Source organism: Flavobacterium keumense (assembly GCF_029866485.1).
Taxonomy (GTDB): Bacteria; Bacteroidota; Bacteroidia; order Flavobacteriales; family Flavobacteriaceae; genus Flavobacterium; species Flavobacterium keumense.
Genome location: NZ_CP092332.1, coordinates 879,187 through 900,914 on the forward strand (window position 1 = coordinate 879,187; position 21,728 = coordinate 900,914).

Annotated in this window: 15 protein-coding genes and 1 tRNA gene; 11 read left to right on the plus strand and 5 right to left on the minus strand. The window is 35.9% G+C overall.

What is annotated here, in order from left to right; translation table 11 throughout:
* The first annotated feature begins 131 nt into the window (after nt 1–131).
* The 4 genes from MG292_RS03775 to MG292_RS03790 all read left to right on the plus strand — a co-directional run bounded on the left by MG292_RS03775 (nt 132) and on the right by MG292_RS03790 (nt 8,566).
* Entirely contained in the window at nt 132–3,275 is a 3,144-nt protein-coding gene (locus MG292_RS03775; RefSeq protein WP_264534565.1) for a UvrD-helicase domain-containing protein, read from the plus strand.
* 196 nt (nt 3,276–3,471) lie between these two features.
* On the plus strand, nt 3,472–4,104 hold the full coding sequence (locus tag MG292_RS03780; protein ID WP_264534029.1) for a hypothetical protein: 633 nt from the start codon (nt 3,472–3,474) through the stop codon (nt 4,102–4,104).
* A gap of 202 nt (nt 4,105–4,306) precedes the next feature.
* Nucleotides 4,307–5,737 (plus strand): OmpA family protein, encoded by a 1,431-nt coding sequence (locus tag MG292_RS03785; protein WP_264534028.1) that lies wholly within the window; start codon nt 4,307–4,309, stop codon nt 5,735–5,737.
* Between the two features lie 63 nt (nt 5,738–5,800).
* Entirely contained in the window at nt 5,801–8,566 is a 2,766-nt protein-coding gene (locus tag MG292_RS03790; RefSeq protein ID WP_264534027.1) for a PD-(D/E)XK nuclease family protein, read from the plus strand.
* On the opposite strand, the gene MG292_RS03795 is transcribed toward MG292_RS03790, so the two are convergent.
* From MG292_RS03795 to MG292_RS03805, 3 genes are all read right to left on the minus strand, one after another.
* The gene (locus MG292_RS03795; protein WP_264534026.1) at nt 8,563–9,354 is read right to left on the minus strand and encodes an alpha/beta fold hydrolase; all 792 of its coding nucleotides are present in this window, start codon (nt 9,352–9,354) and stop codon (nt 8,563–8,565) included. The genes MG292_RS03790 and MG292_RS03795 overlap by 4 nt on opposite strands.
* A 139-nt stretch (nt 9,355–9,493) precedes the next feature.
* Nucleotides 9,494–10,786: an aminopeptidase P family protein gene (locus MG292_RS03800; protein ID WP_264534025.1), complete on the minus strand. Its 1,293-nt coding sequence runs from the start codon at nt 10,784–10,786 to the stop codon at nt 9,494–9,496.
* A 28-nt stretch (nt 10,787–10,814) separates the two neighbouring features.
* A complete protein-coding gene (locus tag MG292_RS03805) occupies nt 10,815–12,176 on the minus strand; it encodes a hydroxymethylglutaryl-CoA synthase family protein (protein ID WP_264534564.1) in 1,362 nt (453 codons plus the stop codon).
* Nucleotides 12,177–12,528: 352 nt separating this feature from the next.
* Between MG292_RS03805 and MG292_RS03810 the strand changes: the two genes are divergently transcribed.
* From MG292_RS03810 to MG292_RS03825, 4 genes are all read left to right on the plus strand, one after another.
* Complete coding sequence (locus MG292_RS03810) at nt 12,529–13,356, plus strand: succinate dehydrogenase cytochrome b subunit (protein WP_264534024.1); 828 nt, start codon at nt 12,529–12,531, stop codon at nt 13,354–13,356.
* 18 nt (nt 13,357–13,374) lie between these two features.
* Complete coding sequence (locus MG292_RS03815; protein WP_264534023.1) at nt 13,375–15,384, plus strand: fumarate reductase/succinate dehydrogenase flavoprotein subunit; 2,010 nt, start codon at nt 13,375–13,377, stop codon at nt 15,382–15,384.
* 7 nt (nt 15,385–15,391) lie between these two features.
* Nucleotides 15,392–16,153 (plus strand): succinate dehydrogenase/fumarate reductase iron-sulfur subunit, encoded by a 762-nt coding sequence (locus tag MG292_RS03820; protein WP_264534022.1) that lies wholly within the window; start codon nt 15,392–15,394, stop codon nt 16,151–16,153.
* An 85-nt stretch (nt 16,154–16,238) separates the two neighbouring features.
* Nucleotides 16,239–17,003 (plus strand): amidohydrolase, encoded by a 765-nt coding sequence (locus MG292_RS03825; RefSeq protein ID WP_264534021.1) that lies wholly within the window; start codon nt 16,239–16,241, stop codon nt 17,001–17,003.
* A 21-nt stretch (nt 17,004–17,024) separates the two neighbouring features.
* Here MG292_RS03825 and MG292_RS03830 read toward each other — a convergent pair whose 3' ends face one another.
* Nucleotides 17,025–18,695: an Ig-like domain-containing domain gene (locus MG292_RS03830; protein WP_264534020.1), complete on the minus strand. Its 1,671-nt coding sequence runs from the start codon at nt 18,693–18,695 to the stop codon at nt 17,025–17,027.
* Between the two features lie 138 nt (nt 18,696–18,833).
* On the opposite strand from MG292_RS03830, the gene mce reads away from it, so the two are divergent.
* Both mce and MG292_RS03840 read left to right on the plus strand, forming a co-directional pair.
* Nucleotides 18,834–19,235 (plus strand): methylmalonyl-CoA epimerase, encoded by a 402-nt coding sequence (gene mce / locus MG292_RS03835; protein WP_264534563.1) that lies wholly within the window; start codon nt 18,834–18,836, stop codon nt 19,233–19,235.
* 179 nt (nt 19,236–19,414) lie between these two features.
* Nucleotides 19,415–19,488, plus strand: a tRNA-Ile gene (locus MG292_RS03840).
* A gap of 486 nt (nt 19,489–19,974) precedes the next feature.
* Here MG292_RS03840 and MG292_RS03845 read toward each other — a convergent pair.
* Entirely contained in the window at nt 19,975–20,562 is a 588-nt protein-coding gene (locus MG292_RS03845; RefSeq protein ID WP_264534019.1) for a riboflavin synthase, read from the minus strand.
* A 60-nt stretch (nt 20,563–20,622) separates the two neighbouring features.
* Here MG292_RS03845 and pdxA point away from each other — a divergent pair, with 60 nt between their 5' ends.
* Nucleotides 20,623–21,687: a 4-hydroxythreonine-4-phosphate dehydrogenase PdxA gene (pdxA, locus tag MG292_RS03850; protein ID WP_264534018.1), complete on the plus strand. Its 1,065-nt coding sequence runs from the start codon at nt 20,623–20,625 to the stop codon at nt 21,685–21,687.
* The last annotated feature ends 41 nt before the right edge of the window (nt 21,688–21,728 follow it).

A 21,728-nucleotide genomic window follows, 5' to 3' on the forward strand; every position in this document is an offset into this window, starting at 1 on the left:
ATTCGAACAAATTTTAAATTGAACCAAAATTTCGAGAAGCTATTCCTGCTTTTAAAGCTTCCAGCCTTCAAAAGGCTGGAAGCTTTAGTAGAATTCGTTTTCAGTACCCGATAGAATTATAAACCCAAATGATGCAAAGACACTCTTTTTCGATTTACGACGCCTCAGCCGGCTCTGGAAAAACCTACGCCTTGGTCAAAGAATATTTAAAAATCATCTTGACCTCGCCTAAAAATGATGCGTATCGAAATATTTTAGCCATTACGTTTACCAACAAGGCGGTACACGAAATGAAAAGCCGTATTGTAGGCAGCCTGTCTGAATTTGCTAAAGAAAATCCGTCGCCGAAAGCGCAAGATTTAATGCAAGATTTGTCAGTGGATACAGGACTTTCCATCATCCAAATTAAAACCAAGTCGCAACAAATCATCAAGCACATTATTCATAATTATGCGGCTTTTGACATTTCGACCATCGATAAATTTACACACAAAGTGATTCGTGCTTTTGCTCATGATTTAAATTTACCCATGACATTTGAAGTGTCTTTGGATACCGAAAATCTATTGATTGAAGCCGTTGATGCGATTATTGCTCAGGCTGGTGAAGATGAAATCTTGACTAATTTATTGGTCGATTTTACCATGGAAAAAACAGATGATGATAAATCTTGGGACATTTCGCGCGAAATGCTAGAAACAGGCAAATTAGTTCTAAATGAAAACAACCGAAATGAAATCACTCATTTTCAAGATAAATCCATTACTGAATTTCTCGAAATCAAGAAAAAATTGGTAGCTCTTTGTGCCGAATTAGAAAAGGAAACAATTCTTTTAGGAAATGAAGCGGCTGCTTTAATTGAGCAAAACGGCATTGACGTAAAGTCCTTTTCAAGAGGCACTTTTCCAAATCACATTGCAAGCATTCAAGCGGGGAAATTCAATCCCAAAAACAAAATGTTTCGCGAAATAGAGGATATTGCCATCAATAAAACAGCAACTGACCGCGCGATTATCGAAGCCACTATCCCTGATTTGTTAGCCGTTTTGTCAAAAGTGTACGCCTTATTTGAAAAGATTTATTTTTATAAAGCGTTCTTAAAAAATATTACGCCTTTGTCGTTGTTGAATACAGTTAGTAATGAATTGGCTAAAATCCAACAAGAACAAAATATCTTATCCATTACCGAATTCAATGCATTGATTCACCGCGAAATTCAAAATCAACCCGCTCCTTTTATTTATGAGCGTTTGGGAGAACGCTACCGTCATTTTTTTATTGACGAGTTTCAGGATACTTCCGAGATGCAATGGCAAAATTTGATTCCACTTATTGATAATGCACTCTCGGGTCAAGACGAATTCGGAGTAAAAGGGACTTTGATGATTGTGGGCGACCCCAAACAATCTATTTACCGTTGGCGCGGTGGAAAAGCCGAACAATTTATTGAGTTGAGTAAAGATCAAAATCCGTTCAATAATCCAGATAAGAAATTGACCCAACTGGAGTACAATTACCGTTCGTATTCCCAAATTATTGAATTCAACAACAGTTTTTTTAAATTATTAGCTAACGAATTTCAACACCCGGATTATAAAGACTTGTATGAAAATCACAGTCACCAAAAAGTAAATTCTAAAACGGGAGGCTATGTCAATATTTCATTTCTTCCTGAAACGGCCAAATCGGAGGAAGAAGCTTTGGACAAAACGGAAATGTATGTACAAGCTACTTTAGACACCATCAAAACGGTGCTCGAAAAAGGCTTTGAATACAAAGATATTGTCATCTTGACTCGCAAACGCGGACAAGGAATTGCGGTAGCCAATTATTTGACGGGGCAAGGTGTTCCACTTTTGTCGTCTGAAACCTTGATGATTCAAAATGCGACCGAAGTCCGTTTTATTATTCATTTGTTGAAATACCTAAAAAATAGCTCCGATATTGATGCCAAAGCGCATTTTTTACATTATTTGGCTTTACACGCTCAAGACCAACTGCCAGTGCATGATTTTATTGCCAAAGGCAAAGAATTGATTCAAGAAACCGAATTTGAAAATTGGTTGTTGCAATTTAATTTGGATTTATCATTTCAAAATCTCCGAAAAAAATCCTTGTATGAAGTGGTAGAGATTATTGTGAGTAAGTTTCTCGACCCAGCACTTCGTTCCTCTAGTTATGTGCAATATTTTCTAGACATAGTATTAGAAAGAGACATTCGCAATCAGGCGGGAGTGACTGATTTTTTGGATTTTTGGGACAAAAGTGCCGAGAAATTCAGCATTCCATCTCCTGAAGGAACTAATGCAGTCCGAATTATGACCATTCACAAGTCCAAAGGATTGGAATTTCCAGTAGTCATTATGCCTTTTGCAGAAGAAGATTATAGCCGAAAACCCAAAGATAAATTATGGTTGAATGCCGAGGAAGCATCGGTTGGTTTGCCAAAAGTATTAATAGACAATAGTAGCGCAGTAGAAGGATTTGGCGACAATGCTCGGGAATTGTACACGATTAAAAAACAAGAAGAATTGTTGGATAATATTAACGTGCTATATGTTGCCTTAACACGAGCCGAAGAACAATTGTATGTTATTTCCAGTAAAAATCTGTCGAGTAAAGGCGAAGTCCCAAAGAATAACATGTGTGCTTTTTTTATCAATTATTTAATAGCTCAAGGAATATATAAAGAAGATCTTTTAGAATATGAGCTGGGGAATTCAGCAAAATTATCTTCGGAAGAAAAACATGAAGATACGTCTAAAACCATCCCTTTTGTGTTTGAAGGTTTAAATCCAAAAAACATCAAAATTGCGCAACGAGAAGCAGTAATGTGGGGAACGCACCAACAAGAAGCTATTGAGTATGGGAATATGATTCACGAAATTTTATCATTCGTGAAAACTAAAAACGATGTAGATATAGCTATTACTAAAGCAATTGAAAACGGACTCATAGTTCCAGCCCAACAAGGAGTCGTACGTCATACAATACGTGAAATTATAGAACATGACTCGTTAAAGAATCATTATGCTGAAGGGAATCAGGTTTTAAACGAGCAAACCATTATTCAAAAAGAAGGGCGAATTATTAAACCCGACCGAATGGTGGTCACTCCAGATAATAGTGTTTATCTTTTAGATTATAAAACAGGTGCTCCAAATTCAAAACATGAACAACAATTAGAGGGTTATCAAAAAGCGATAGAAGAAATGGGGTATTCTGTTATTGATAAAAAGTTAGTTTATATTGGACCGAATCTTGTAATTTTTTAGATATAGTTAGGTGTTGATGGTGGTCATATAAGAATCATAAAAGAGTACCTTTTAATTTGTTAAAGATATAAAAAACATACTTTTAGGCTCTAAAAAACAATATTTATTGTCATTTGTTTTGTATTTCTAAAATTTGATTCTATTTTTGTTAAGAAATTTAAAATCATTTGTTAAAAATTATTAATTAAAAATAACTATGAAACATCTTAACAAAATTCTTATTGCTGTAGTAATGATTATGGGATTAAATACTCATGCTCAAGACAGTAAAAACCCATGGGCAGTTTCTTTTGGAGTAAATGCTCTTGATACTAAAACAAGTGCAGGAGGAGGAAACAATTGGCTTGATGGTCACTTTTCAAAAGCTTTTTCAGTTAAAGACAATTGGAACATATTACCTTCAATTTCATATGTAAGTGTTTCTAAATATGTGGGAGATAATTTTTCTGTAGGGGTTTCAGGTTCTATGAATAAAGTAGAAAAATACGTTTCTTACACTAATTCTAAATATACAGTTTCTAATCCAGGAGACTTAAAATATTATGGAATAGATGCATTTGTTAAATACAGTTTGAAATCTTTGGTGAAATCAAGCTCATTTGAACCTTCGGTTTCTTTAGGGTTAGGATATTCTGTTTTAGGTGAAAATTCATATCAAACTGTTAGTCCAGGAGCAGACCTTGTGTATTGGTTCTCTGATTCAGTTGGTTTAGAATTTGCTACTAAATATGTGAAATCTTTTGAGAATAGAGAAATCAATAAAGTAGTTAATGCTCCTTCAATGTTGCAACATTCTTTAGGAATTAAATTTAAATTCGGAGAAAAATAAGATTGTAAAAGATCGATTAGAATAAAAAACACCCTAAGAAATTAGGGTGTTTTTTGTTGTTAACATTGTATTAATAAATCTACAATGTCTAAAAATCTATTTTTCAAACATATTGACATATTTTTGAATTAATAATTTTGTTATTAGATATTTAGATACTACTTTTGTATTAAATAACTGAATGTAATTTAAAAATTTAAGTATGAAACATCTTAACAAAATTTTAGTTGCTATAATAGTGATGATGGGTTTAAACTCATTTGCACAAGATAACAACAACCCATGGGCATTCTCTTTTGGAGTTAATGCTATCGACACAAAAACTAGCGCAGGAGGAGGTCATAACTGGCTTGATCGTCATTTTTCTCAGCCATTTGCAGTTAAAGACAATTGGAATATAGTACCTTCTATAACTTATTTAGGAGTGTCTAAATATGTAGGAGATAATTTCTCATTTGGAGTTTCTGGTTCTGTAAATAAAATAGGAAAATTAGTTAGTTTTAATCCATCTGCAGTTGGCCACGATTCTCGCGGGTATGTAGTTTCTAATCCAGGAGACTTAATGTACTATGGAATTGATGCTACTGTTAAATATAGTTTAATGACTGTAATTAAATCTAAAGTGATTGATCCTTCTCTTTCTCTTGGAGGGGGGTATTCTTTCTTAGGAGATAATAGCTATGGAACTATCAACACAGGGGCAGGTTTAACATTGTGGTTTACAGAAAATATAGGTTTAGAATTAACCACTAAATATAAGAAATCGTATGGAGAAAGAGGAACAGCCACAGCTGTAGATTCGCCTTCATTTTTTCAACATTCTGCAGGTCTTGTGTTTAAATTTGGAGGAACAGATACTGACAAAGATGGAATTTATGACAAAGAAGATGCTTGTCCACAAGTAGCTGGTTTAAAACAATTTAATGGTTGCCCTGATACAGATGGAGACGGAATTATTGACGGGAGCGATGCTTGTCCAGAAGTGGCAGGTTTAGCGGCTTTAAATGGTTGTCCAGATGCTGATGGAGATGGAATTACAGACGCTAATGATGCTTGTCCTCAAGTAGCAGGTTTAGCTTCTTTGAAAGGTTGTCCAGACGCTGATAAAGATGGTGTTGCTGATAAAGATGACAAATGTCCAACAGTTGCAGGGCCTAAAGAAAATGCAGGTTGTCCTTGGGCAGATACTGACAAAGACGGAGTTGCTGATAAAGATGACGAATGTCCTGAAGTAGCGGGTCCTGCTAGTAACAAAGGATGTCCTGAGGTAACCGCAGCAGTTTTAGAAAGTGTTAAAGTTGAGGCTAAATCAATTTATTTTAACTCTGGTAAAGCTACTTTTAAATCAGAAGATGTTCCAGTAAAAATAGAATCAATCTCTTCTTTGTTGAAACAATATCCAAATGCTAAATTCAGCATCGAAGGACATACAGATAGCGATGGTTCAGATGCATTCAACCAAAAATTATCTCAAGAAAGAGCAGATGTAGTTAGAAATGCTTTAATCGAAAGAGGATTAAAACCAGCTAATTTAACTGCAGTTGGTTATGGAGAGAGCAAGCCAGTTGCTACTAATAAAACAGCTGCTGGAAAAGCTAAAAACAGAAGAACTGAAGTAGTATTACAAAAATAATTTACTTTCAAAATTTCTTTAAAAACGCCCTGATTTGTCAGGGCGTTTTTTTATTTTTATAAAATGACAAATACTTCTTTTTTAGATAAGATTGCTGCGGGGCTAATAAATAACTATTCTGATAAATTATCGGATACCGTTGTTGTTTTGCCCAATAAAAGAGCTAAAGTTTTTTTGGTTGAAGCAATTAAAAATCAAGTGAGTCAAACGGTGCTTTCGCCTGAAATAATTAGTATTGAAGATTTTGTTCAAAACATTGCAGGAATCCGCTCTATAGACGCAATCGAACAACTATTTGAATTTTACGAAGTGTATTTGTCTATTACGCCAAGTACTCAGCAACAGTCTTTTGAATTATTTGCCAATTGGGCCAAGACACTTTTGCAGGATTTTAATGAGATTGATCGTTATTTGTTAGAACCCTCTCATGTATTGTCTTATATAAAGGATATTGAAGACATTAAAAAGTGGGGAATTGAGGTGGAGGAGAAAACACAATTACTCGAAAACTATATTGATTTTTGGAAGTTATTGCCCCAATATTATCAATCGCTATACGATCACTTGCTGGCAAAAGGCATCGGATATCAAGGATTGATTTATAGAGAGGCGGTCAAAAATTTAATTCATTTTTTAAATACCGTTCAAAACAAACACTTTGTTTTTGCGGGTTTCAATGCTTTAAATGCTGCCGAAGAAAAAATAGTTCAAGAACTCTTAGCTGTAGGTCAGGCCAAAATTTATTGGGATGCTGACCAAACATTTCTCAATGATCCCTATCACGATGCGGGACTGTTTTTACGCCGATTCAAAGAAAATTGGAAGCATTATAAATCACATCCATTTGAATGGATTGTAGATGATTTTTCTGCCACCAAAAACATTCAAGTTATTGGAACTCCAAAGTCAGTAGGTCAAGCCAAAATTGCAGGAAGTATTTTGGAACAAACCATTTTGGAACACCCCGGAAAAGCCTTAGATAAAGTAGCTGTAGTTTTAGGAGAGGAAAGTTTGTTGGTCCCTTTGCTATATTCGTTACCAGCTTCTGGGGGCGCTTTGAATATTACCATGGGGTATTCGGCAAAGAATAATCCTGCCCAAATTTTGGTAGCCAAATTATTCAAGATGCACACTAATTCGTTGTCGAGAAACAACAAGGGATATGTGTTGTATTACAAGGAGGTTTTGGATATTTTGACACATCCGTTGGTGGAACCGCATGCACAAACACGTGAATTAGTTAAACTCATCAATGAGAACAATTATACGTTCATTACGCACCAAAAATTATTGGATTTAAACCCAAATCCGAGCGAATTATTTTTGTTACTATTCAAAAAATGGGAAACAGGGGCGGTGCCAGTTTTGGAAACCATTATTAGTTTGTTACAGACTTTGAAAAATAATTTGAGTAATGAGAATGAAGAAGAAAAAATAACAAAAGTCTTTGTTTTTGCGATTTTCAAAGTGATTAATAAATTGATTACGTATTATTCCAAACACCAACACATTGACAAAATTGAAACCTTGTATGCTATTTATAAACAGGTGATTGATGTTGCCGAAGTTTCGTTTGAAGGGGAGCCTTTGAACGGATTGCAAATTATGGGTGTTTTAGAAAGTAGGGTTTTGGATTTTGACACGGTGATTGTCACTTCTATGAACGAAGGGAAATTTCCTGCGGGAAAATCCTCGAATTCGTTTATTCCGTATGATGTGAAACGCGAATTAGGTTTGCCTACTTTCAAAGAAAAAGATGCGATTTACACCTATCATTTCTACCATTTATTACAACGAGCAACCAACATTTATTTATTGTACAATACCGAAAGTGAAGGTTTGGATGCAGGCGAAAAAAGTCGTTTTATTACCCAATTAGAGGTTGAAAAACAACCCAATCATACTCTGACTCAAGAAATTTATAATGCGGTTTTGCCCGAAACAGCTTATCTGCCGATGGAAGTGCCAAAATCAGAAGCGGTTATGTCGCGCTTAAAAGAAATTGCAGAACAAGGATTTTCTCCTTCGGCATTGACCAAATACATTCGAAATCCAATTGATTTTTATTTCCAAAGAATCCTCCGTATACGAGAAGTGGAGGAAGTAGAAGAAAGTATTGCCTTGAATACCTTAGGAACAATTATTCACGAAACTTTAAAAACGCTTTACGAACCATTTATTGGTCGGTTGATTTCTGAATTTGATATACAACAATGCTTCAAGCAAATTGATGCCGAAGTTTTGAAACAATTCAAATTGGTGTACAAAGAAGGCGAGATAAAAAAAGGGCGCAATTTGTTGGCTTTTGAAGTGGCTAAACGGAATGTGTTGAACTTCCTGAAAGTCGAATTGGAAACTATTAAAGCAGGAGATGAAATCCAAATTATTGCTTTGGAGCAAACTTTTGAGCGTTTGTTGGAGCATCCTAAATTGCCTTTTCCAGTTTTGATCAAAGGGAATGTGGACCGAATCGAAAATCGTAACGGAACTATCCGAATTATTGATTATAAAACAGGAAAAGTCGAAAAAGCAACAGTCACTCTAAGGACTTGGGAAGATTTAACATTGGACATTAAAAACGAGAAAATCATTCAGGTTTTAGCGTATGTTTTTATGTTTGAAAAAGAAGCAAAAGGATTGCCAATAGAAGCTGGAATCATATCTTTTAAAAATTTAAAAGCAGGATTTTTACCTTTCAATTTTAAATCAGGGAAAGAAGAAATTACTCAAATCAATGAAGATATTCTGAACAGTTATTTAGAACAAATAGTGGTGCTTCTTACTGAAATTTTTGACGAAACGATTCCGTTTATTGAAAAAACAAATTAAGATTTTATTGATTTAAAAAATTGCAATAATGCTGATTGTACAGCTTCTTGGTTTTCAATGTGGGACATGTGTCCGTCCGGGAAACTAAGTAATTGAACTTGGGTATCTTCAATTTGTTCTTTTGTTTCTTCGTAATTTAAAACAGGATCTTTTTTGCCTAAAACTAGTAATTTGGGATAGGGGGTTAAGTGCAATAATACTTCTCGGTCCATGCGAATTTTCATTCCTTCTAAAGAGGCTACAATGCCCTGAAGAGGTGTTTTTAAAGCTTCTTTTTTTACATTTTCTATAGCATCAGAAAGACGTTCTCTGTTTTCTTCGCTAAATAAATTTGAAATAGACAACGAAATGAAATTTTGAAACGATTGTTTTACAGCTTTTATAGCGCGATCGCGATTGGTTTTTCGTTCGTCACTATCAGCTCTGGAAGTTGAGTTTAATAGCACTAATCCTTTGACTACATCTGGGTATAATTCGGCGAAAGCCAAAGCCACATACCCTCCCATAGAATGCCCTACGAGAATTGCTTTTCGAAGACGTAAATCAGAAAGTACTTCGTGAACTACATCGGCATTATTTTCCATAGAATGCACGTAGCCCATACATTCCGTTTCGCCATGACCCAACAAATCAATGGTGATGATTCGGAATTTTTTGCTCCACTCTGGGATAAAAGCGTCCCACATTCTTTTATTTTCCAAAAAACCATGCAATAAAACTACTGCCGTTCCTTTACCTTGGTCGGTGTAGCTAATGGTGGTGTTTTTGAAATGAAGTGTTTTAGTCATGCTTTTTAAAGAAGTACAAAGTTAGTCTTAAGCGCTAAAGTTGTTGCAACACAGATTGAAGAAATTATTAAAATTTTATAAATTTCTTTAATCTGTGTAATAAATAGACTAGTTGTTTATGAGAATAAATAGCAACGGATTACGCATTCATCAAATTCTCAATTTCCTCCACTTCGATAGGAATGTTGCGCATCAAGTTGAAAGGCGAACCCTTTTCTTGGATCACCACATTATCTTCTAAACGAATACCAAAACCTTCTGCTGGAATGTAAATCCCTGGCTCAACAGTAAAGACCATATTGGCTTGCATAGGTTCGGTCAAAATGCCGTAATCATGAGTGTCTAATCCCATGTGGTGAGAGGTACCGTGCATAAAATATTTTTTATAGGCTGGCCAATCTGGGTTTTCGTTTTGTACATCGGCTTTGTCAATTAAACCTAAACCTAATAGTTCAGATGTCATTACCTTGCCCACTTCAATATGGTATTGTTTCCATAAAGTACCTGGCGTTAGCATTTGAGTAGCTTCGTTTTTTACACGCAAAACCGCATTGTAAACGGCTTTTTGTCTTTCAGTAAAACGACCCGAAACCGGAATCGTTCTGGTCATATCACTCGAATAATTAGCGTATTCTGCTGCCACGTCTAGCAAAATTAAATCGCCAGCTTTACACACTTGATTGTTCTCAATATAATGCAACACATTGGCATTATTTCCTGAAGCAATGATGGGAGTATAAGCAAAACCTTTGGAACGATTGCGAAGGAATTCGTGAGCAAATTCGGCCTCAATTTCATATTCGGTTACCTCAGGTTGTACAAAATTTAATACTCTTCTAAATCCTTTTTCGGTAATATCGCAGGCTTTTTGGATTAACTCCAATTCTACATTTTCTTTTACAGAACGAAGGCGTTGTAATATAGGATTGCTTTTGGCTACGTTGTGTGCAGGATATTTCTCTTTCCACCATTTTACAAAACGGGCTTCGCGAGTTTCGGTTTCTACTGTGGCACGATAGTGTTCATTAGTATTAATGTAGATGGTTTCAGAATGTGTCATCAATTCAAACAACACCTTTTCAAATTCGGTTAACCAATACACGGTTTTAATTCCAGATACCTCAAAAGCACGTTCTTTGGTTAGCTTTTCGCCTTCCCAAACGGCAATATGTTCGTTGGTTTCTCTCAAAAAAAGCATTTCTCTTTGATGCTCGTAAGGGGCATCTGGGAAAAGTAATAAGATACTTTCTTCTTGATCAATACCACTCAAATAGAATATGTCGCGGTGCTGTGCAAAGGGCATGGTACTATCGGCGCTAATAGGGTAAATATCGTTCGAATTGAAAACCGCTACACTTTTTGGCTTCATTTGAGCCGTGAATTTAGCGCGGTTTTTTATAAATAAATTGCGGTCTATTGGATGGTATTTCATACTATTTGAAATTAATTAGATTACAAATCTAATCAATCCATTTGTAATAACGCGCACCAATTAGATTTGGATTTTCATTTTCTATGCGATCTAAAATCCATTCGTTTCTGGGAGCCTTGACACTTTGTTTTTGTTCTTTTTTATGGAGTTTTTCGTAAGTAGCAAAGTCGATTTCATGGCTTTCTTCCAATGTTTCAAACAACTTGGTTTTGGCTACAGCCAATTGCCATTCGGGCTGAATAATACCTTCAAAAACTTTGGATTTAGAACCACTTCCATAGGCTAAGAAACCAAATTTCTTTCCTGAAATAGTTGCATTAGTTTTGGCAAAATGTGCTAAAGTAGAAAGGAATCCCATAAAAATAGAACCCGTGTATAAATTCCCAATCAATGAAGAAGCGATTTCTGCAGGCTGTAATTTTTGCGTTACAAAAGCACGGTATTCGTCGGATTTGCTCACTTCTTTTAATTTGTTTTGGTAATCAGCCGAAGATTCATTTCCAGAAAGAATAGAGGTAGCGGCGTCTAGTGCATAAATTTCAGAAAGCATTCGGCGACCTTGAAACGAATACGGTAAGTGCATGATGATGCTTTCCCAAGTATTGTAAAGAGTTTCGGTTGTGTTTTTGATTTTTTTGAACGAAAAGTAAGCGTTGCGCGTACGATCCATATAGCATTGGTTGGAATATTGTCCGTCAAAAACAGGTTGGTCTTTGTGAATTTCAATTTCAGCTTCTAAATTATCAAACCAAGCATCGTTGGTATCATTACCCGTTATGGTTTCTTTAGAAAGAGTTCTGTATGGTTTGAAGAAGTCAAAAACTCCTTTGGTACTCGTTGCCCATTCGTTTTCAAATGCAATTATTTTAGGATTGGCAGTAACTAACATCGCCAAGGCCCCTGCTCCTTGAGTATATTCGCCTGTTGAATTTAAATCATATTTAGCAAAATCAGTAGTGACCACAATAGCTTTTTTGGTAGGATTGAGTCGTACAAAATCCAAGCAGTTTTGTAGCGCGTCTACTCCGCCAATACAAGCAAAAGTAAAATCGACCACATCGCAGTTGGCTAGAATATTGTCTCCAAATTTTTGTTCCATTAAAGCAATTAAAAACGAGCTAATTGGTTTTGAGCTGTCAATAGCACTTTCGGTACCTACATAAATTCTAGAAATTTCGTTCAGGTTAATATGGTTTTCTAGAACTAATTTGGTCAAGGCATTGGCGCCAAAAACAACCGTATCTTGGTGAACATCTGGCAAGGTCATTTTAATTAAACCCAACCCTTTTTCTAGTTTTTCAGGTTCGATATTTCGGGCAATTGCCAAAGTTTGTATTGGTAAATGTAGTTGAGCAACGTCAAAAGCAATAGCGTCAATTCCTGTTTTCATCATTTTTAGTTTGGATTCGCAAAATTAAAATTAGCCTTTCGAATAACAATTAATTTAGGAAGATAAAGAAGTGTGTCTTGTGATTTTTGTGAATTTTAGAATGGATCTAGATAAATAATAAGAAATCAATAATTATATGGGTTTTTAACTATTGATAAATAGAGATTTGTGATTTAGATAGTTTTAGGAATTGTTTAAGTAAATACGGTTTTAAAGCTTGATTATTGTTAATTTGGTAGGGCTTTTGCTAAAACACTTTAAAATCATTATAAATAACAACGAAAAGGTTGTAGTTGAATTGTATTTCTGCTATTTTTGTCTCACTATTTAATAAAAATTTATTCAAATTATTATGGCAAAATCTGCAATTTTAAAGTCATCTCTTGCAAAAAAATATTGGATGGCTCTTACAGGTTTATTTTTATGTTTGTTCTTAGCAGGACATTTAGCGGGGAATCTTCAATTAATTTTTAGCGATGCCTTACATTTTAATCAGTATGCGTTGTTTATGACGACTAACCCAGCCGTAAAAATCCTATCGTATCTTACTTACATTTCTATTCTGTTCCATGCGGTAGACGGAATTGTATTAACTGTTCAAAACAGAAAAGCAAGACCAATTGGTTATGCAAAAACAGATGGTTCTTCCAGCTCATTTTCTTCAAGAAATATGGCGGTTTTAGGAACTATCATTCTGGTTTTTATTGTTACCCACATGGTTAATTTTTGGGCTGTAATGCATTTTGACAAAAACATGCCGTTGCAAACAGTAACCATTGGAATGCAAGGTCAAGAGCAAGAGTACTACTTAACTACAGATGGAGGGTACCTTCCAAAAGCTCAAGTAGATCAAAACATGATTAAGATTGAAAACAGAACGGAGTTCTTTGATGCCGCAGCCAATGTTAAAGTTAAAGAAGGATATAAAGATTTACACAAGATTACCGTAGCATTCTTTAAAGATCCTAAAACAGGATTGATTGCTACTATTTTGTATGTAATTGCAATGATTACTTTGGCATTCCACTTATTACACGGATTTCAAAGTGCATTCCAATCCTTAGGATTGAATAATCCAAAATACACTCCAGCAATCAAAAAAATCGGGGCAGCCTTTGCGATTATTGTGCCTATTTTGTTTGCAATTATTCCAATTTACATTCACTTTTTCTTAAAATAATCAACATCAGAAGATATTATGAAGTTAGATTCTAAAATACCAGAAGGTCACATTTCTCAGAAATGGACTGATTACAAAGACCATTTAAAATTAGTTGCTCCAAACAATAGACCAAAAATTGACATTATTGTTGTTGGGACTGGTTTAGCAGGAGCCTCTGCAGCCGCTTCTCTTGGAGAAATGGGATACAATGTAAAAGCATTTTGTTTCCAAGATTCACCGCGTCGTGCGCACTCTATTGCAGCACAAGGGGGAATCAATGCGGCTAAAAACTATCAGAATGATGGGGATAGTATTTACCGATTATTTTACGATACCATTAAAGGTGGAGATTACAGAGCTCGTGAGGCTAACGTTCACCGTTTAGCTGAAGTTTCTGGAAATATTATTGACCAATGTGTGGCACAAGGAGTTCCTTTTGCAAGAGACTACGGTGGTTTGTTAGACAACCGTTCTTTTGGAGGAACACAAGTACAACGTACTTTTTATGCTGCGGGACAAACAGGACAACAATTATTATTAGGAGCTTATTCGGCTTTGTCAAGACAAATTGGTTTGGGTCGTGTTGAAATGTTCAACCGTCACGAAATGTTAGACTTGGTTAAAGTAGACGGAAAAGCGCGTGGAATTATTGCACGTAACTTAGTAACTGGAGCTATCGAAAGACATTCAGCTCACGCTGTTGTTATTGCTTCAGGAGGATATGGAAACGTGTATTTCCTTTCTACAAATGCTATGGGTAGTAACGTGAGTGCAGGATGGAAAGTACACAAACAAGGAGCTGCTTTTGCTAATCCATGTTATGTACAAATTCACCCAACCTGTATTCCTGTTCATGGAACAAATCAATCAAAATTAACATTGATGTCAGAGTCATTAAGAAACTCTGGACGTATTTGGGTTCCGAAGAAAAAAGAAGATGCAGAAGCGATTCGTGCTGGTAAACTAAAACCAACACAAATTGCCGAAGAAGATAGAGATTATTACCTAGAGCGTAAATATCCTGCATTTGGTAACTTAGTACCTCGTGATGTGGCTTCAAGAGCTGCAAAAGAGGTGTGTGATGAAGGTAGAGGTATTGAAGCTAATGATACCAACGAAGGAGTATATTTGGATTTCTCTACTGAGATTCAAACCAAAGGAAAACAAGCGGCTTACGCCAAAGGGAATCACAACCCAACACCAGAAGAAATTACTGCTTTAGGAAAACAATGGTTAGAAGAAAAGTACGGAAACTTATTTACGATGTACCAAAAAATTACCGATGAGAATCCGTATGAAACCCCAATGAAAATTTATCCAGCGGTACACTATACGATGGGTGGTGTTTGGGTAGATTACAACTTGCAATCGACTATTCCTGGTTGTTTCGTAGCGGGAGAGGCTAACTTCTCTGATCACGGAGCGAATCGTTTAGGAGCTTCGGCTTTAATGCAAGGTTTGGCAGACGGATATTTTGTATTACCATATACTATATCAAACTATTTAGCAGACGATATCCGTACGGGTAAAATTTCAACAGATTTACCAGAATTCGAAGAAGCAGAAAACAGAGTGAAAGAATCTATCAACAAGTTCTTGTCTAATAATGGTTCTAAATCGGTAGATCATTTCCACAAACGATTAGGATTGATTATGTGGAATAAAGTAGGAATGGGTAGAAATGAGGCTGGATTAAAAGCAGCTATCGAAGAAATTGCAGCTTTGAAAGAAGAATTCTATAGAGATGTATATGTGCCAGGAAACGCTGACGAATTGAACCCAGAATTAGAGAAAGCACTTCGTGTGGCTGACTTTATTGACTTGGGGCAGTTAATGGCAATGGATGCATTACAACGTAAAGAATCTTGTGGAGGTCACTTCCGTGAAGAATATCAAGATGCAGAAGGAGAAACACTGCGTGATGATGAAAACTTCTCATTTGTGGGTGCTTGGGAATATAAAGGTGATGACATCACCCAATCAGTGCTTCACAAAGAAGAATTGAAATACGAGTTTATCAAAATTGCAGCTAGAAATTATAAATAATAGAATTATGTCTTCAGCAAAAAATATCAATATAACCCTTAAAATTTGGCGTCAAAAAGACTCTAAAGCAAAAGGACAATTAGAGACTTATACTTTGAATGAAGTTTCTACAGCGAGTTCGTTTTTGGAAATGTTAGACCAATTGAACGAGCAATTAATTAACGAAAGAAAAGAACCTATCGCATTTGATCACGACTGTCGTGAAGGAATTTGCGGAATGTGTTCGTTATTCATTAACGGACGCGCTCACGGACCAGATTCAGGAGTGACTACTTGTCAATTGCACATGCGTATGTTCAAAGATGGCGATACTATCTTTGTAGAACCATGGAGAAGTAGAGCGTTCCCTGTAATCAAAGATTTAGTGGTAGACAGAAGTTCTTTCGATAGAATCCAACAAGCAGGAGGTTTCGTATCTGTAAATACTTCAGGAAATACGATTGATGCTAATGCTACACCAATTGCAAAAGATGATGCTGACAAAGCATTTGAAGCTGCAGCTTGTATTGGTTGTGGTGCGTGTGTAGCTACTTGTAAAAATGGTTCAGCAATGCTTTTCGTTGGAGCAAAAGTATCTCAATATGCATTATTACCACAAGGTAAGGTTGAAGCGACTAACCGTGTATTGAACATGGTTCGTCAAATGGACGAAGAAGGATTTGGTAACTGTACCAATACAGGGGCTTGTGAAATTGAATGTCCAAAAGGAATTTCTTTAGAGAACATCGCTCGTTTGAATAGAGAATATTTAGTAGCAAGCGTGAAGTAATCTACTATCCTCTTATTAAAAAACGCATTCCAATTACGGAATGCGTTTTTTTATATAGCACTATTAAAATTTGTATTTTTATCCAATGAAGACAGCTTTAATCCAAATTCCTTTAGTCTGGGAAGACCCAAAATCGAATCGGGCCTATATCGAACAAAAAATCAACACACTCGAAGTCGATACTGATTTGGTTGTACTTCCCGAAATGTTTACAACGGGGTTTACTATGCAGCCGGAACGTATTGCCGAGACCATGCATGGCGAAACGGTTGTATGGATGCAAGCTTTGGCGAAAGCCAAAAATTGTGCTATCACAGGGAGCTTGGTAATCATTGAGGAAGAAAACTATTATAATAGATTGCTATTTGTTTTCCCTTCGGGAGCAATACACTATTACAACAAATACCATTTGTTCACTCTTGCAGGAGAAGATAAAAGCTATACTAAAGGAATTCAGAAATTAATTATTGAATACAAAGGGTGGAAAATATGTCCACTTATTTGCTATGATTTGCGTTTCCCAGTATTTGCCCGAAATGTGGAGCAATACGATCTGCTTTTATATGTTGCGAATTGGCCTACTATTCGAATACAAGCTTGGGATACGTTACTCAAAGCGCGCGCGGTTGAAAATATGAGTTATACCATTGGTGTCAACAGAGTTGGGAAAGACGAAAAAGACTATGATTATTCTGGGCATTCTCAAGTAGTGGATTTTTTAGGTAATTATGCGATTGTACCACAAGAAACAGAAGGTGTTTTTTATGCTCAATTGGATAAAGAAGCCTTGCTACAAACCCGTACAAAATTAGGATTTTTGAATGATCAAGATACTTTTGAATGGAAATAGATTAACCAATTTAGTTTTGGTTTATTTTCTTTTGTTTTCTACTTTCTTTTTTACCTTTTTCTTTTTTGGCTCAGGAGTGTACGGAATACTTAAATCAAAGGCTTGAACCACATCCCAGTTAGCACGCACATCGATTTCCTTCGAAAAATAAATCACCTCTTCGGCATATTGTTTTGCCAAGAAATTTCCAGGGTCATAGATGGTGTTTTTGTTATCATCATAAATTGCGCGCAACGTATATTTAGCAGGATCTAATAAGTTAAAATTCAAGCTGGTATTTTTGTCCGTGTAAGTTGTAGCAATAGCATCTCCCTTACTATTAGTTAATTCTACAATTACAGGAAACCGCTTTACATTTTGTAAGTTCACTATTAAGTTTCCGAAGTTCTCTAAGGCATTAGCATTTATTTTGAATTCAAGATTAGTATTTGACTTCTCAAACAAATCTGTAACTGAACCGGCCGCTAATTTGAACAGGTATTCTTTATCGGCTTCTTTTTGAAAATTTAGATATAGGAGTTGTTCAAACTCATCGTATTCAGTAGTAAAGGGAACCTGCTTTACATCTTGATCTACTAGGCTCATCTTTGTACTATCGAATTTCACTAGTGGCGTAGCACTTTCTAGAGTAAAACGATTTTTTGCGCTAAGTGTTCCTTGTTGCGCAATTTTGATATTTAAAGTGTCTTTTTTTTGATCTTTTACTTTAAAAGTGAAACTCTTTTTGTAATCGTTTTGTGTAACTTCTATAGATAGAGAATCGGTTTTAATAGGTTTGTACCAAACCTGTAGCGAATCTTTTTTAGGCAATTGAGTCAGGATGGAAGGGATAAGTTGTTCTTTATTTTTTAATACAATTTTAGGTCTGTTTTCTTTTAGTTTGATATTTCCTTCGTAGCCTAAAAGCAATCGGTTTCCAGAAGCTTGAGTGGGTTTAAATGCTTTGAAAGGCAGATTTTCTTTGAATAATTCCAATTCATACACGGTGTCATTAGGAACAGAAATGAATTGTTTGTAAAAGCCAATTTTATCTTTTTTAGGATCAAACTTATTGTTGGAATTGTAATCTTTCATCGCTACTAAAAGATACTTTCCGGCTTGCAGATTTTCTAGGCGAAATGTTTTCAAACTATCTAACGTATTGGTAATATAGCGAGGCATTTGCTTGTACACAATAGAGTCGTTAAAGTTTTTGTTGACGTCGTATAACATTACTGAGACAAATGATTCTACATCTTTGAAATAAGCATCTTTTACTTTGCCACTAATAGCTAATGAGTCAATATGTTTTCCTGTAGAAAAAACGTATTTGAATTGATTGTAGGGATTGCCCTCATTGTTGTCTGCAATACTTTGTCCAAAATTAAAACTGTATGTTGTATTGTTTTGCAGTGTATCGTTAATTTTAATAGTGATTGTTTTTGTTGGAGTTTGCGGACTAATTAAAGGGTCGTTTTTAAGTGGAGGAGAAATAATCAGTTGTTTTTTTAAATCTTTTAGCTTGATGAACTCGTCAAAAGTTAATTTGATAGTATTGCCTTTAAATTCAGTGCTAAAGTTTTTCGGAAAACTTGCGTTTAAGACTGGTGCAATGGTGTCTTTTGCTCCGCCTGTAATGTTGCCTCTTTTGGCGCAACTAGCCAAAATAACCAGCAATAAAGCAGCACTGTATTTTAATAAGGTCTTCCCCATAACGAATTGAAAATTTGATGTCACAAAATAACAACTATATTTAATGGAATGGAAACTTTTTGTTGAAATATTATGCTGTTTGTATTCGGAATTCCTATAAAAATAGTGTATTTTTAAACCATAATTTAACTTTAAATGATGAGAAAAATTGAACATATTGGAATAGCAGTAAAAGATTTAGACGTTTCTAACGCGCTTTTTGAGAAATTGTTTGGCGCACCTGCTTACAAAGCCGAAGTAGTGGAAAGTGAAGGAGTAACCACTTCGTTTTTTATGAACGGTCCCAATAAAATTGAATTGTTGGCAGCGACTAATCCGGATAGTCCGATTGCGAAGTTTATCGAAAAAAAAGGCGAAGGGATTCATCATATTGCGTTCGATGTGGAGGATATTGTGTCTGAGATTGCCCGACTTCAACAAGAAGGGTTTGTAGTGCTGAACGAAACACCTAAAAAGGGCGCTGACAACAAACTGGTTGCCTTCTTGCATCCTAAAAGTACTAATGGTGTTTTGATTGAATTGTGCCAAGAGTTTCACTAATAGGATCCTCACAATCAAAGAGTTTCTTTTTTTTGGATTTTAGAAATAACGAGTTTTTTTAAAACTGCTCTAAAAATAGTTGCGGCAAATTAAAAATAGTAGTAATATTGCACCTCTAAATAAAGCCTTGGCTTTATTCGCTGAACACATCAAGTAATAAAAATGTTGTGAAGCAAACCGGTCCTATAGCTCAGTTGGTTAGAGCACCTGACTCATAATCAGGTGGTCCCTGGTTCGAGCCCAGGTGGGACCACAACAATAAGCCTTTCAAGTAATTGAGAGGCTTTTTTTATTTCACCAACGTATTGAAATCCGTTGTTAGGAATGGGTCGTTGCCTTCGAGAGCCTCAGGCAACGCACGAGAGCCATTGGCTCGATTTATTTTTAAAGGATGGACTTCAGGCCAGTCGATACACATAACTTTTGTCATGCTGAACTCGTTTGCTTCTCCTCTTCGCTACGCTCGAGCCAGCATCTCTGCATCATTCGGTTACCAACGGATTAAAATCCGTTTTTAGGATATCGGTCGTACCTACGGGACTTGTACGTTACACACGAGAGCTATAGGCTCGATTTATTTTTTAAGGCTGGACTTCAGTCCGGTGGGTACAGGCCCTAGATACTTTTTCATTCCGAACTTGTTTCGGAATCTCGTTTACTGTTTTTATTTAGAACCTGAAACGAGTTCAGGTTGACAAACGGAAAGCATGACAGACAAAACGGGATTTTAAAGTAGATCCTATCGATTCCCATACAATCGACTCACATATTTACCAATCACATCAAATTCTAAATTGACAATAGTGCCAATTTGAAAGGCATTGAAATTAGTGTGTTCGTAGGTGTACGGAATAATCGCCACGCTAAATTGATTTTGTTTCGAATTGACTACGGTCAAACTAACACCATTTACGGTAATAGAACCTTTCTCGATAGTAATATTGTTGAGGTTGGAGTCGTATTCAAAGGTGTAGTGCCAACTTCCGCCTGCTTCTTCAATAGCAATACAAGTCCCCGTTTGATCCACATGACCCTGAACAATGTGGCCGTCCAAACGATCTCCCAGTTTCATGGCGCGTTCTAAATTGACAGTATCGCCCACTTTCCAGTGCGATAAATTGGTTTTATTGATGGTTTCGACAATGGCAGTTACGGTATAGGTGTTGTCTTTAATCGCAACTACCGTCAAGCACACACCGTTATGCGCTATGCTTTGATCAATTTTCAACTCGCCAGTGATGCTTGATGCCACGGTAATATGAACATTGTCTTGGTCTTTTTGTATTTCTTGAACTCTTCCGAGTGTTTCTATAATCCCTGTAAACATTTCTTGTTTTATTTTGCTAAATTTGCACTTCAAAATTAGTAATAAATAATCTCAAGGAGTATGAAAAAAGCAGAAAATATAATTGTTGGAATTTCAATTGGAGATTTAAACGGTATTGGAAGCGAAGTCGTTCTAAAAACATTCGAAGATACGAGAATGTTGGAATTGTGTACGCCTGTTATTTTTGCTAATGTAAAACAGCTTTCTTTCATCAAACGCAACTTAAATTTAGAAATCAATTTACAAGGCATTGACCGTTTAGACCAATTGGTTTTGGGAAAAGTGAATGTCTTGAATGTTTGGAGAGAAGGATTTGATTTGAATTTGGGTACCAATGACGATAAAGTAGGTGAGTACGCTATCAAATCATTTGTAACGGCTACACAAGCGTTGAAAGAAGGAAAGGTAGATGTTTTGGTAACAGCGCCAATCAATAAATACAACATACAATCGGATACGTTTAAATTTCCAGGTCATACGGATTATTTAGCACAAGAATTAGAAGGCGATGCGTTAATGTTCATGGTGCAAGATAATTTGCGTGTAGGATTATTGACCGATCATATTCCGGTGAGTGAGGTGGCTAAGCATTTGACAGAAGAGTTAATTGTGAAAAAAATTGAAACGATAAAACAATCGTTGATTCAGGATTTTAGCATTAACAAACCGCGAATTGCAGTTTTGGGAGTCAATCCACATTGTGGCGATGGTGGGGTTATTGGCAACGAAGATGATGCGATTTTAAAACCTACTTTGAAAAAGATTTTTGAAAAAGGGACTTTGGTTTTTGGGCCTTTTCCAGCTGATGGTTTCTTTGGAAGCAACCAATATGAAAAATATGATGCGGTTATTGCTACTTATCACGATCAAGGTTTGATTCCGTTCAAGACCTTGTCTTTTGGTAACGGGGTGAATTATACCGCAGGCTTGAATAAAATTAGAACGTCTCCAGATCATGGAACGGCTTATGATATTGCCGGAAAAGGAATTGCAGATTACAATTCGTTCAAAGAAGCAGTTTATTTGGCAATTGACATTTTTCATTCGAGAAATCAATACCATGAAATCAGTCAGAATCCTTTGAAAATAAGACCAAAACAAGAGTTTTCAAAAAAAGGAGAATAAGGCTATTGGATTTATAATAATTTTATATCTTTGCGCTCCCG